At 71.7% G+C, this 12,810-nt stretch carries 13 protein-coding genes and 2 pseudogenes; 9 read left to right on the plus strand and 6 right to left on the minus strand.

Annotated elements, in window-relative coordinates; all coding sequences use genetic code 11:
• Window positions 1-322 (minus strand): annotated as a pseudogene (locus tag GTW40_RS10860) (VOC family protein); the annotation flags it as partial.
• A gap of 223 nt (window positions 323-545) precedes the next feature.
• Window positions 546-1,337: an RNA polymerase sigma factor SigF gene (locus GTW40_RS10865; RefSeq protein ID WP_161179960.1), complete on the minus strand. Its 792-nt coding sequence runs from the start codon at window positions 1,335-1,337 to the stop codon at window positions 546-548.
• Between the two features lie 180 nt (window positions 1,338-1,517).
• Here GTW40_RS10865 and GTW40_RS10870 point away from each other — a divergent pair, with 180 nt between their 5' ends.
• From GTW40_RS10870 to GTW40_RS10885, 4 genes are all read left to right on the plus strand, one after another.
• Window positions 1,518-2,027, plus strand: a complete 510-nt coding sequence (locus GTW40_RS10870) for a MarR family transcriptional regulator (protein ID WP_161179961.1) — start codon at window positions 1,518-1,520, stop codon at window positions 2,025-2,027.
• Window positions 2,024-2,869: an ATP-binding cassette domain-containing protein gene (locus GTW40_RS10875; RefSeq protein WP_161179962.1), complete on the plus strand. Its 846-nt coding sequence runs from the start codon at window positions 2,024-2,026 to the stop codon at window positions 2,867-2,869. Before GTW40_RS10870 ends, GTW40_RS10875 begins: the two co-directional genes overlap by 4 nt.
• Complete coding sequence (locus tag GTW40_RS10880) at window positions 2,829-3,674, plus strand: ABC transporter permease (RefSeq protein WP_161179963.1); 846 nt, start codon at window positions 2,829-2,831, stop codon at window positions 3,672-3,674. The genes GTW40_RS10875 and GTW40_RS10880 overlap by 41 nt, the downstream gene beginning before the upstream one ends.
• Before the next feature lie 224 nt (window positions 3,675-3,898).
• Window positions 3,899-4,423, plus strand: coding sequence for a hypothetical protein (locus GTW40_RS10885; protein ID WP_161179972.1), 525 nt, complete (start codon window positions 3,899-3,901; stop codon window positions 4,421-4,423).
• Between the two features lie 53 nt (window positions 4,424-4,476).
• Here the strand turns inward: GTW40_RS10885 and GTW40_RS10890 are convergent, their stop codons facing one another.
• Window positions 4,477-5,253, minus strand: coding sequence for an NPP1 family protein (locus GTW40_RS10890; RefSeq protein WP_161179964.1), 777 nt, complete (start codon window positions 5,251-5,253; stop codon window positions 4,477-4,479).
• 116 nt (window positions 5,254-5,369) lie between these two features.
• Window positions 5,370-6,323: an ATP-dependent DNA ligase gene (locus tag GTW40_RS10895; RefSeq protein WP_202485698.1), complete on the minus strand. Its 954-nt coding sequence runs from the start codon at window positions 6,321-6,323 to the stop codon at window positions 5,370-5,372.
• 182 nt (window positions 6,324-6,505) lie between these two features.
• Between GTW40_RS10895 and GTW40_RS10900 the strand changes: the two genes are divergently transcribed.
• Complete coding sequence (locus GTW40_RS10900) at window positions 6,506-6,886, plus strand: hypothetical protein (protein WP_161179966.1); 381 nt, start codon at window positions 6,506-6,508, stop codon at window positions 6,884-6,886.
• Entirely contained in the window at window positions 6,883-7,350 is a 468-nt protein-coding gene (locus GTW40_RS10905; RefSeq protein ID WP_161179967.1) for a peroxiredoxin, read from the plus strand. The genes GTW40_RS10900 and GTW40_RS10905 overlap by 4 nt, the downstream gene beginning before the upstream one ends.
• A 134-nt stretch (window positions 7,351-7,484) precedes the next feature.
• Here the strand turns inward: GTW40_RS10905 and GTW40_RS10910 are convergent, their stop codons facing one another.
• On the minus strand, window positions 7,485-8,093 hold the full coding sequence (locus GTW40_RS10910; protein WP_161179968.1) for a hypothetical protein: 609 nt from the start codon (window positions 8,091-8,093) through the stop codon (window positions 7,485-7,487).
• Between the two features lie 306 nt (window positions 8,094-8,399).
• On the opposite strand from GTW40_RS10910, the gene GTW40_RS10915 reads away from it, so the two are divergent.
• Window positions 8,400-9,362, plus strand: a complete 963-nt coding sequence (locus GTW40_RS10915; protein WP_161179969.1) for a TauD/TfdA family dioxygenase — start codon at window positions 8,400-8,402, stop codon at window positions 9,360-9,362.
• Here GTW40_RS10915 and GTW40_RS10920 read toward each other — a convergent pair whose 3' ends face one another.
• Complete coding sequence (locus tag GTW40_RS10920) at window positions 9,363-10,406, minus strand: LLM class flavin-dependent oxidoreductase (RefSeq protein WP_161179970.1); 1,044 nt, start codon at window positions 10,404-10,406, stop codon at window positions 9,363-9,365.
• A 175-nt stretch (window positions 10,407-10,581) separates the two neighbouring features.
• On the opposite strand from GTW40_RS10920, the gene GTW40_RS10925 reads away from it, so the two are divergent.
• Both GTW40_RS10925 and GTW40_RS10930 read left to right on the plus strand, forming a co-directional pair.
• Complete coding sequence (locus GTW40_RS10925) at window positions 10,582-11,430, plus strand: helix-turn-helix transcriptional regulator (protein ID WP_161179971.1); 849 nt, start codon at window positions 10,582-10,584, stop codon at window positions 11,428-11,430.
• Between the two features lie 321 nt (window positions 11,431-11,751).
• Window positions 11,752-12,810, plus strand: a pseudogene (locus tag GTW40_RS10930) (M4 family peptidase); the annotation flags it as partial.

Raw genomic sequence — 12,810 nt, forward strand, 5'->3', positions numbered from 1 at the left:
CGCCGCGTTCGCGCGTCCGTGCCGCCGCCACGTCGGCGTCCGGCACCGCGAAGTACGGCGTCCAGGCCACCGCCGTCTGCCACATCGAGGCGACGGCGGCGATGCCGGCCACCGGCACCCCGTTCGCCAGCGCGACCCGGAACCGGTCGCCCAGCTCCGCCTCGCGCCAGCGCCAGCCGAGCACGGCCGAGTAGAACTCCTCCGTGGCCTGCAGATCGCGGCTGGTCAGGCTCACCCAGCAGGGGGCGCCGAAGAAGGAATGCGTCGAGGGGGAGTCCTTCCGCTTCCTCGGTTCACCGCTGACGGCTGTGTCGTGATTCATGGCAGTCGCGTCCTGCTCTCGGGGCCGGGCGGCCACCGGTCCGCACCAGTGTCCGGCCGGACGGGGGTCGAATGCCTCCCGAGTACCCCGGCCCGGCCCGGCCAGGCAGGGGCGTACGGCACTGCCCCCGCACGGCTGCGCGGGACTGCCGTGCGGCAGGGGGTGGGTAGACCGAACGGGTGAAAGGAGAGGGTGACGGGGGAGCCCCGAAGGGGTGAATCACTCAGCCCGCTTCCGCGAGCAGTTCCTCGCGCAGCCGGTCGAAACAGCCGGTGAGCAGCCGGGACACGTGCATCTGCGAGATGCCGAGCTGGTCGGCGATGCGGCTCTGGGTCATGCCCCGGAAGAACCGCAGGTAGAGGATGGTGCGCTCGCGCTCCGGCAGTGCGGCGAGGAACGGGGAGACGGCCACCCGGTCCACCACCAGGTCGAACCCCGGGTCCGGCTCCCCGAGGCAGTCACCGAGCGCGAAACCCTCGGTCCCGGCCACCTCGGCGTCCAGCGAGAGCGCGGAGAAGCACTCCAGCGCCTCCATGCCGGTGCGTACCTCGTCCTCGGTGAGGCCGGTGCGCTCGGCGAGCTCCTCGACGGTGGGGGCGCGGCCCGAGGTGGTCTGGGACAGTTCCTTCCACGCGACGCGGACCCGGTTGCGCAGGTCCTGGACCCGCCGGGGCACGTGCAGCGTCCACATGTGGTCACGGAAGTGCCGCTTGATCTCGCCGGTGATGGTCGGGACCGCGTACGCCTCGAAGGCGCGGCCGCGCTCGGGGTCGTAGTGGTCGACCGCCTTCACCAGACCGAGCGCCGCCACCTGGTAGAGATCCTCCAGGGACTCGCCGCGGCCGCGGAAGCGCACCGCGATCCGCTCGGCCATGGGCAGCCACAGCCGCACCAGCTCGTCCCTGAGCTCCCGGCGCCGTGGCCCGTCGGGCAGCCCGGCGAGCCGCTCGAAGGCTTCCGCCGTGTCCGGAGCGTCGTCATGGGGGTGGGTCTTCGTGCTGTCAGTGACAGCCATCGCGCGCACTTCTCTCAGCGGGGGCTGGGTCCACGGACATGCCCTCTGCGGGGCACCGTTGGTTCGCCTTCCCGATGTCCGGCAAACCAAAACAAGTATGTACACAAGCCGCCAAACGGTGCGAAGTGCTTGACCTGTCTTTGACGTTCGTTACCTCTGCAACAGAGGTAATCTCCAGGAGTGGACGAGGAGGAGAGCGACCCCGACGCCTTCCCGGAGGAGCTGGCCGACACCCTGGTGCGCGTCCAGCGGCTGATCCGGCGGCGGCTGCGCGGCGGACTCACCGAACCCCGGCTGCGCGGCGCCGAGGTCGAGCTGCTGCGGCTGGTCGAGGAGCGGCCGGGCCTCGGAGTCTCGGACGCCGCCCGCGCCCTGCACCTGGCCGGGAACTCCGTGTCCACCCTGGTCAACCGGCTCGCCCGGGACGGCTATCTGCTCCGCGAGACCGACCCCGCCGACCGCCGCGCCGCCCGGCTGCGGCTCACCCCGGCCGCGTCCGAGCGGCTCGGGGAGTGGCGCCGCCGCCGCGCCGAACTGGTCGGCCGCGAAGTGGCCGCGCTCGAAGCGGACGACCGCGAGGCCCTGCGCGCCGCCCTTCCCGCGCTGCGCAGGCTGGCCACCGCCCTGCACGAGGAGTCCGAGGACACCGGCACGGACCGGCGAACGCCGGGGAAAGCCGAGGAATCATGACGAGCGACGACCCGGCGGCCCCCGGCGCGGCCCTGACCTGCACCGGACTGACCTACGCCTTCGGCGGCACCCGGGCCGTCGACGGGCTCGACCTGACCGTCCGCGAGGGCGAGGTGTTCGGGCTGCTCGGACCCAACGGAGCGGGCAAGACCACCGCCATCCGCTGCGTCACCACCCTGCTCCCGGTCCCGGCCGGTGCCGTCCGCGTCTTCGGGTACGACGCCGCCCGCGAGCGCATGGAGGTGCGCCGCACGATCGGCTACGTCCCCCAGCGGCTCTCGGCCGACAGTGGACTGACCGGACGCGAGAACGTCGTCCTCTTCGCCCGCGTCTTCGACGTACCGCGCCGCGAGCGCGCCGGGCGCGTCGCCCACGCCCTGGCCGCCGTCGGCCTCACCGAGGCCGCCGACCGGCTCGCGGGCACCTACTCCGGCGGCATGGTCCGCCGACTCGAACTCGCCCAGGCCCTGGTCAGCGAGCCCCGGCTGCTCATCCTCGACGAGCCCACCATCGGGCTCGACCCCATCGCCCGCACCGGCGTCTGGGAGCACATCGACTCCGTACGCGCCGCCACCGGCATGACCGTCCTGCTCACCACCCACTACATGGACGAGGCCGACCAGTACTGCGACCGCGTCGGCCTCATGCACCACGGCCGCGTCCGCGCCCTGGGCACCCCCGCCGAACTGCGCCGGGGCCTGGCCGAACGCCTTGGCACCGACACCGTGCCCACGCTGGAGGACGTCTTCCGGGACGTCGCCGGAAGCGGCCTGGACGACCGAACGGGAGGAGATTTCCGCGATGTCCGGAGCACCCGCCGCACCGCGCGCCGAGTCGGCTGACCGCGCCCCCGCGCCGAGCGGGCCGGCCCGCCCGCGATCCGGCCTCCTGCTGCTGCCCGCCCGGGTCGCCGCGATGTGCGCCGTCGAACTGCAGAAGCTGCGCCACGACCGCACCGAGCTGTACACGCGGGCCGTCCAGCCCGCCCTCTGGCTGCTGATCTTCGGCCAGACCTTCACCCGCATCCGGGCGATCCCCACCGGGGGCATCCCCTACATCGACTTCCTGGCGCCCGGCATCATCGCCCAGTCCGCGATGTTCATCGCGATCTTCTACGGCATCCAGATCATCTGGGAGCGCGACGCGGGCACCCTGGACAAGCTGCTCGTCACGCCCACCCCGCGCTCGGCGCTGATCACCGGCAAGGCGTTCGCGGCCGGGGTGAAGTCGCTGATCCAGGCCGTCGTCGTGATCGTGATCGCCGCCCTGCTCGGGGTCGCCCTCACCTGGAACCCGCTGAAGCTGCTCGGGGTCGCCGTCGTCGTGGTACTCGGCGCCGCGTTCTTCTCGTGTCTGTCCATGACCATCGCGGGCATCGTCCTCAGCCGCGACCGGCTGATGGGCTTCGGGCAGGCGATCACCATGCCGTTGTTCTTCGGCTCCAACGCGCTCTACCCCGTCTCGGTGATGCCGGGCTGGCTCCAGGCCGTCAGCCGGGTGAACCCGCTGAGCTATCAGGTGGACGCCCTGCGCGGGCTGCTGCTCGGCACCCCGGCTCACCTTCCGGCCGACTTCGGTGTGCTCGCGCTGGCCGCCGTCCTCGGGATCACGGCCGCCTCCTCGCTGCTCGGCCGACTGGTGCGCTGACCGGAAGCCCGGCCTGGACACGAGGCGTGTCGGCGCGGCCCGGACGTGATGTGCGGCACGCGGGCCGCACGGCATGGAACCCCCTCCCACGCCGTTCCTCCTGCGCACGGCTTGATCACCGATCAAACCGGGCGAACCGCCAGGCCACGCCGTATTCGGCTTATTTGACAGTGCGCTCGGCCCACAGATAAACCTCAGCTCGCCGGATGGTCGAGAGGGGAACCGTGTACGAGCCGAACGTGGTCGGTGACTGGCAGGAGTACGACGACTTCGCCGGTCTGCGCGTCCGCGTCCACCGCCTGGAGCGAGCAGAACCGCCGCGCGGGCGGGACGACGCCGCCGCCGGGCTCACCTATTTCGGTCTCCGGGTGACCTTCGAGAACCGGGGCACACGGCCCTACGGAGTGCAGCTGGAGGACGGTCAGATCGACGTCCGGGTCGGCCCCGACGGCGAGGGCGCCTTCATCGACTGGCGCAACTCGCAGTTCATCGAGGGCTTCGACGTGCACCCGCTGCGCCGGGCCACCGCCTTCCTCTGTGCGGCCGCTCCGGAGACGGCGCTCACCCATGTCGACGTGCAGGTCCAGCCACGCGTGGACGAGGAGTGGGCCGACCGCCGCTTGTGGACCGGGGGCATCGGCATCACCGAGACGCCACCGGCCGCGGCCGCCGCGAGCGCCGGGGCCGGAAGCCTCGCGCACGAACTGGCCGCCTTCCTCAGGGACCAGGCCGAGCCCGGCGGCGCCTGAGAAGTCCGCGCGGAGGGGCGGTTCACCGGCAGCGGTGAACCGCCCCCGCTGTGTCAGGCGTTCGGGTCGAACGGAATCCCGGACGGCTTCGCCGCGGTGAGGTGCGAGGCGAAACTCGCCTCCTTCAGCGGGAAGTTGGCGCTACCGAAGTCGTACGAGCTGAGCTTGTCGCGCAGCCCGGCCGGGTAGCCGTTCCAGCCCACCAGTGGCGGGTACTGCCAGGTGTGCTTGTGGTTCTCCGGCGGCTCGTCGTTGGCGGTGGCCAGCCGGAAGCAGTGGGTGCTGATGCCGTCCTTGTGGTAGACGGCCTTGGGGTGCGTGCCCTCGAAGCGGACCTCGGAGACGGGGTGCACGGTGAACTTGCCGTGGTTGGACGTCGAGACGTACTTGACCTGCCCGTCCTGCACCCAGACCGCCACGTGCTCCCAGTCGTTGCGGTGGCCGCCGAGGCTGACACCGGGCAGGGCCTGGTCCTTCTCGAAGTACAGGGTGTACAGATAGCCGCACCAGCCGTTGTTGCACTTGTAGCGCGAGTAGCTGTTGGTGTTGTCCAGGTCGGACGCGTCGTGGCAGTTGCCGTTGAGCGCGCCGGTCGGGTTCAGGCCCGGGTTGATCGTGCCGTCGGGACCTATCGCCGGGGTCGAGTAGCAGCCGTCGGTGTCGTAGTCGAACGCGGGCTGGTACTTCAGCTCGTCGGCCTCGGCGTTCTGCGGCAGGGCCTGCGGAGGGCCGCCGGCGGCGAAGGCGGGGGTGGCGAGCACGAGCGTGGCGGCGCCGGTGAGCGCGGCCAGCCATCTGCCGCGTCGCCGAGGGGACGTGAACGAAGCCACTGAGTCTCCAACTCGGTTGGGGAGTAAGGGAGTTCAGCATCCTGGCACAGGTGTGCGCCCCCGTGTCACCCCGGGTGTCCCACCGGTGAACCCTGGCCGACGGATCACCTTCCGCCTCAGCCGTTGCCCTCCGGTACCTCCGCCGCCGACTCCTCGGGCGTCAGATCCGGGCGCAGCCGCAGCCACGTCGGCTGACGCAGCAGGCCCGCGCGGGTACGGGTGCTGTAGCCGACCTCGCCGACCAGCCGGGGGAGCACCCAGCGCGCCTCAGCGATCCTCGGCGCCGGGTCGAAGGGGCACTGATCGCTCGCCAACTCCCGCATCGTGGTCGCCAGTTCGGAGCGCTCGGCCTCGCTCCAGCCGGTGCCCACGCGGCCCGTGTACCGCAGCCGCCCACCGCCGCGCTGGCCCAGGAGCAACGCACCGGGCAGTCCCGTCAGGCGCCCCTTGCCGGGCAGCCAGCCGCCGACGATCACGTCCGCGCTCCGCTGGTTGCGGATCTTGATCCAGGCCCGGGAGCGCACCCCCGGCTCGTACGCCGAGTCCAGCCGTTTGCACACCAGCCCCTCCAGGCCGTGCTCCCGGGTCGCGCGCAGCGCCTCGGCGCCGTGCCCCACCAGCGCGCCCGGCACCGACCAGTGGGACCCGTCGAGCGCCAGCGCCTCCAGCGCGGTCCGCCGCCGGGCGTACGGCGTGCGCAGCAGGGGTTCGCCCAGGAAGGGCACGTCGAACAGCACCAGATGGACCGGCACCTGTCCGGCCCGGCGGGCCGCCAGCGCGGGGGAGTGGGCGAGGCCCATCCGGCCCTGGAGCAACTGGAAGTCGGCCCGGCCCTGTTCGTCCAGGGCCAGCACCTCGCCGTCCAGCACGGCCGGGGTGGTACCCAACACCGTGCCCAGCGGGACGAGTTCGGGATAGGCGGCGGTGATGTCCTCGCCCGAGCGGGCGCGCAGCAGCACCGTGCCGTCGCCGGGCAGGTACACCATCACCCGCTGACCGTCCTGCTTGGTCTCGTACGCCCACCGGTGGTCCTGCGCCGGGGGCGGCAGTGTGCCGGGAGTGGCGAGCATCGGCGCGACGAGGGGCAGGGTGGTCACGGCTGAAGACCTCGACCGCCGGACGCGCTTCCACGCACGTCAGGGCATGGTTTCCCCCGAACGGCCCGCGCCGTCGGACCGCGTGCGGTGCCCCGTGATCCGTGCGGTGTCTACCGTGCAGTAATATCCGGCGTCAGGTCACCTGAGGAGGCACCGTGCCCCGGTCCGAACGCTCACCCCTGCTGCTGGCCGGTCTGCTGGCCGCCGCCGGGGTCGCCCACTTCGCCGCCCCGCGCCAGTTCGACGCGACCATCCCGAAGGCGCTGCCCGGCTCCCGCCGTGCCTGGACGTACGGCAGTGGAGCCGTCGAACTCGCCCTCGCCGCGGGCATCGCCGCGCGCCGCACCCGGCCCGTGGCCGCGAAGGCCGCCGCCGCGTTCTTCGTGGGGGTGTTTCCCGCCAACGTGAAAATGGCCGTGGACTGGCGGAACCGCCCGGCCCGGCAGCGCAACGCCGCCTTCGCCCGGCTGCCGCTCCAGGTGCCGCTGGTTCTCTGGGCCCGTGGTGTGGCCCGTACCGGGGAGGGACGCGCATGAGCACCGAGATTCGGATCGGCGACACCGTCGAGGACTTCGCGCTCCCCGACGAGACCGGCGCCACCCGCCGCCTGAGCGAACTGCTCGCGGACGGCCCCGTGGTGCTCTTCTTCTACCCGGCCGCCCTCACCCCCGGCTGCACCGCCGAGGCCTGCCACTTCCGCGACCTCGCCACCGAGTTCGCCGAAGCCGGGGCGCGTCCCGTCGGCATCAGCGGCGACGAGGTGGACCGCCAGCGGGAGTTCGCCGACAAGCACACCCTCGGGATGCCATTGCTCTCCGACGCCGACGGCACCGTCCGCGAGCGCTTCGGCGTCAAGCGGGGCTTCACGCTGGCCCCCACCAAGCGGGCCACCTTCGTCATCGCGCCCGACCGCACCGTGCTGGAGGTCGTCCGCAGCGAACTGCGCATGAACACCCACGCGGACCGGGCGCTGGCCGCGCTGCGGGCTGCCCGCGCCTAGAACACGGTCGCCGCCCTGCGGCTGGACGGCGCGAGGAATATCGCCTCCGGCCGTCGCCGCAATGCGCGAGACGGCCCGCCGACTTTGATCTTTGTCGGCGGGCCGTCTCGCGAGGAAAGAGGGGTGACGCCGCCTCAGATGGTGGGGGTGTCGTCGACAACCGGCCGGTGAATCTCAATGACCGGCTTCCATCCCGCGGTGAATTCGATGAAGTCAGCACGGGTGGGGTAGGTGTCGATCGCGCGGCGGTCACGCTTGGGGGTTTCGCCCCCCTTGCGCCCCCGGGGAACCTGCTCCTCGAAGATGTCGACCTTGACGTCGGGAACCTCCTTGAGGCCCTGGCGCCAGATCTGCACGACGTCGGCGCCGAACGCCTGCCGGGCCGCGGCGTAGAGGGCCGTGAGGGCCCCCTTGTCCCCACCGGGGACGAAGAGCGCCAGGTCCAGCACGACACCGGCGGACTGGAGGACCTCGATGGTCACCGGGCCGTTCTCGTCGGCCAGGTAGATTCCGGCTTCATTCTCGTCGTCGGGAAGGCAGGAGACCTCTTCCTGGAATATGGTCCTCGCCGTGACCGAGCCGCCCTCGAAATCCTCACCGGACTTCGTCAGAAACGCAGGGACATAGCAGCCGGGAAGCTTGAGTTCTGCCGTGTCGGCGGAAATGAAGAGCTTGTCCTTCACGCCGAGCTGCGTAACCTCTTCCAAGGAGAGGCGGCGAGCGGCGATCTTCTCCGTGTTCACGATTTCCCTTTCACGTTTGCTTTGTCCCTCAGGACGAGGACACTATCACGAAACCCCGAGGTCAACTGCCCAGTAATCACTGGGTAAATGGCCTCTGGCGGCCTGCGTCGGCGCTCGGTGGCGTGGGGGAAGTAAAAGAGAGTTTGCGGTAGATATCGCCCATAGTGCTTTCGGGGGGCGAGGTAAGGCGTTTCATTCGTCGTGCATCTCGAAGAGCGCGGCGGAAACGGGCCGGATGTCGCCAGAACGGGTGTCCGGCTGACACGATCACCCTGGGACCACGGACGAAGACCAGGGAGCGCACACATGACGACGGACAGCGTGGTGGACCCGGCCAAGGGCGTGGAGGTCCTGCCCGTAGCCGGGCACATCGGCGCCGAGATCACCGGCGTGGACCTCGCCGAGCCGCTCGACGACGCGGTGGCGGAACTGATCAGGGCGGCGATGCTGCGCTGGAAGGTGGTGTTCTTCCGGGACCAGCACCTCGACCACGCCGCGCACATCGCCTTCGCCCGCCGCTTCGGCGAGCCGGTCGTCCTCGGCCGCCGGGGCAGCGCCTCGCCCGAGGGCTTCCCCGAGGTGGAGACCACCGCCGACCGGCTGGAACTCGGCGGACGCTTCGGCATGGAGCACGACGAGTGGCTGCGCCGCCGCCGGCACACGCTGCTGCGCGGCTGGCACTGCGACCACGGCGCCCGGATCGACCCGCCCGCCGCCACCATCCTGCGCGCCGAGACCGTACCGCCCTACGGCGGCGACACCACCTGGGCCAATCTGGCCGCCGCCTACGCGGGCCTGTCCGCGCCGGTGCGTGCCTTCGTGGACGGCCTGCGTGCCGAACACCGGCTCGGCGTCGGCTACCAGCCCCGCCCCGGCGACGACGCCTATCTCCGCCGCCTCCTGGACCACCAGGTGGCCTCCGTGCACCCGCTGGTCCGCGTCCACCCGGAGACCGGCGAGCGGGTGCTGTTCGTCAACGGCTACTACGTCGAGCAGATCGAGGACGTCTCCCGCCCCGAGAGCGCGGCCCTGCTGGAGATGCTCCTGGAGCAGGTCGTACGGCCCGAGTACACCGTCCGCTTCCGCTGGGAGCCGGGCAGCGTCGCCTTCTGGGACAACCGGGCCACCGTGCATCTCGCGCCCAGCGACAACGTGCACGCCGACCACCCCCGGATCATGCACCGGGTGATGCTCGCGGGCGACGTGCCGGTGGGGGTGGACGGCAGGCCGTCCGAGGCGCTGACGGGTACGGAACCCGGCCGCTGGTGATCAGCCGCCGACCGGCAGGTCCGGCGCCGGGCGTCCCAGCGCCGGGCCGAGCTTCGTCGCCATGTCGGTCAGGATCTGTACGTAGTCCTCGTGCCGGAAGGTGAACGGCAGCGCGAACGCCACCTCGTCCACCTCGCGGAACGCGGCGTGCGCGTGCAGCCGCTCGGCGATCTCCTCGCTGGTGCCCACCAGGTCCGGCGCGAACAGCAGCCGCGCCGGGCCCTGCGGGGAGGCCGTGCGGGGCAGCCGGGCGGCCGCGAACTCGGCGTACCGCGCCCGCTGTCCGGCCGTCGCGGAGTCGGTCGGGATCACCACCAGACCCTGGGAGACCCGGGCCGCCTCCCCCTCGGGGTGCCGGGCGCGGAACTCCCGGATCTGGGCCAGCTGGATCGCCGCGAAGTCGGTCGGCCCGTCGGGGTCCTCGGCCTTGACGACGCTGCTGGTGAGCAGGTTCATGCCCTGCTCACCAGCCCAGCGCGCCGAGCCCAGGCTGGCGCCGCCGTACCACATGCGCCGGGCGAGACCGGGGGAGTGCGGCTGGACGACGTCGGAGTACTGCTCGAAGCCCTCGGCGCCCTTGAAGTCCGTGGCGGGAGCACCGGCGACGAGGTCGAGGAGCCGCCGCACCCGCCCGTACCCGAAGTCCTCCAGCTCGGCGGAGACCGGATACAGCGCCTCCTTGACCTGGTCGTAGTGGATCGGCGGCCCCACGCTGACCCCGGGATTGAGGCGACCGCCGGACAGCACGTCAACCGTGGCCAGGTCCTCGGCGAGGCGCAGCGGGTTCTCCCACCCCAGCGGGATCACCGCCGTACCCAGTTCGATGCGCCGGGTGCGCTGCGAGGCGGCCGCCAGCACGGCCACCGGCGAGGAGATGCCGTACTGAAGATGCCGATGGCGCACCCAGGCGCTGTCGAACCCCAGCCGCTCACCCAGTTCGATGATCTCCAGCGTGTCCGCGTGCCCCCGTCCCGGATCCGCCGCGTCGAACAGCCCGATCGTCAAGAACCCCAGCTTGCGCAGCGGACGCGACATGGACGCCACGGCCTCCTCCACCACTCGGACGGCACTCCGACCGCACTCGGCCGGGAACGAGCCCGATTCTCGCAGTTGAATGTGACAACCGTGTGATCGGAATTGCGGCACGGTGGCCGGTCGCGGTCCCGGAGGCCGTTTCGCCGACCCCGCGTCCCGCGCCCCGCGCTGCCACACTGGAGGCATGAGCGGCGTCAGCGGCGACCCCAAGGAGCTCGGCACCTTTCTGCGGGCCCGGCGGGCCGAGCTGGACCCGGCGCAGGTGGGGCTGCCCGACACCGGTACCCCGCGCCGGGTGGCGGGACTGCGCCGCGAGGAGGTCGCCCGGCTGGCGTCGATCAGCACCGACTACTACACGCGGGTCGAGCAGGGCCGGATGCGGGCCTCGGCGCCCGTCCTCGACGCGCTCGCCCGTGCCCTGCGGCTCAGCGGTGACCAGCGGGCCTATCTGTTCGGGCTGGCCGGGCGGACACCGTTCGACCCGCCCCCGGGACCGGGCCGCGCCGTCACCCCGCACACCCGCAGACTGCTGGACCAGCTGACCGCGTCACCGGCCCTGGTCCTGTCCGGCACCATGGACGTGCTCGCGTGGAACCGGCTCGCCGCCGCCCTGTTCACCGACTTCGGCCGGCACCCCGAGCGTGACCGCAACTACGTCTGGCTGCTGTTCTCCGACCCCGAGATGCGCGCCCGCTACGACGACTGGCGCGCCGGGGCCCGCTCCTGCGTGGCGTATCTGCGGCTGCACACCGCGCGCCGTCCCGACGACCCGCGGCTGCGCGCGCTGCTGGCCCGGATGTCCGTCTACAGCGACTTCCAGCGCTGGTGGCAGGCGCGCGAGGTCGCCGTCCAGGGCACCGGGAGCAAGGTGTTCCGCCACCCCGTGGCCGGCATCCTCGTCCTCGACTGGGACACGCTGACCAGCTCCAACGCGCCCGACCAGCACATCATCGTCTGGACGGCCCGGCCGGGCAGCTCCTCCGAGGAGGCCCTGCGGCGCCTCGCCCAGTCCCCGGCCGCGCGCCGAGCCTGACCGTCGCCCCGTCCTCACCCGCCTTGCCATGTCTTTGACGAGGCGTCAAAGAGGCTTTGCCGACAGAGGTTTGAGGATCACCAGCGTGTTACGGGCACTTTGCGAGCCCTAGGGAAAACCCTCGGTTGCCCTCGCCATGGATGACATGTCCTGGTCAGCGGTGCCATTCTCGCCCCGTACGCACATCCTTCCCACGCTCTTCACGCTTCACCTCTCGTCGCACAGCACGGTCCCGCACAGCTCAGCTCGCCCGGGCAGCACACCCGTCTGCCCGGTCTGTCACCGGCCGCGCCCCCGGCGGCCGCAGCAGGAGGAGTACGAGTGAGACGCCTTCCCCACGGACGCCTTTCCCGCAGAGGCGCCACGGTCGGAGCCGCCCTGGTCTCCACCGCGGCCTTCCTGGCCGTCGGCATCCAGGCGAACCCCGCGGCAGCCCGGCCCGCCGCCCCCCACCCCAGTCCGCTGCGCACCGGCGCCCCGGAGGCCAAGCTCAGCCCGGCCCAGCACGCCGCGCTCCTGGAGAGCGCCAAGGACCGCACGACCGAGACCGCCCGCACCCTCGGCCTCGGCGCCAAGGAGAAGCTGGTCGTCCGGGACGTCGTGAAGGACAACGACGGTACCGTGCACACCCGTTACGAGCGGACCTACGACGGACTGCCGGTCCTCGGCGGCGACCTCGTGGTGCACACCCCGCCCGCCTCCCTGGCGGCGAACACCGTGAGCACCACGTTCAACAACAAGCGGACCATCGCGGTCGCCTCCACCACCGCGGCCGTCACCAAGTCCGCCGCGCAGTCCACGGCGCTCAAGACCGCCAAGGCCCTGAAGGCGGACCAGCCCGCCGCCGACAGCGCGCGCAAGGTGATCTGGGCCGGGTCCGGCACTCCGACGCTCGCCTGGGAGTCCGTGATCACCGGCTTCCAGGACGACGGCACGCCGAGCAAGCTGCACGTCATCACCGACGCCACCACCGGCAAGGAGCTGTACCGCTATCAGGCGGTCCAGACCGGCACCGGCAAGACGCAGTACAGCGGCACGGTCAACCTCACCACGACGCTGTCCGGTTCGACCTACCAGCTGTACGACACCACGCGCGGCGGCCACAAGACGTACAACCTGAACAAGGGCACCTCCGGCACCGGAACCCTGTTCACCGACGCCGACGACGTGTGGGGCTCCGGAACGGGCTCCGACACCCAGACCGCCGCGGCCGACGCGGCCTACGGCGCCCAGGAGACCTGGGACTTCTACAAGAACACCTTCGGCCGCAGCGGCATCCGCAACGACGGCGTCGCCGCCTACAGCCGGGTCCACTACAGCAGCGGCTACGTCAACGCCTTCTGGGACGACTCCTGCTTCTGCATGACCTACGGCGACGGC

It is taken from the genome of Streptomyces sp. SID4985 (assembly GCF_009863025.1).
Classification (GTDB): domain Bacteria; phylum Actinomycetota; class Actinomycetes; order Streptomycetales; family Streptomycetaceae; genus Streptomyces.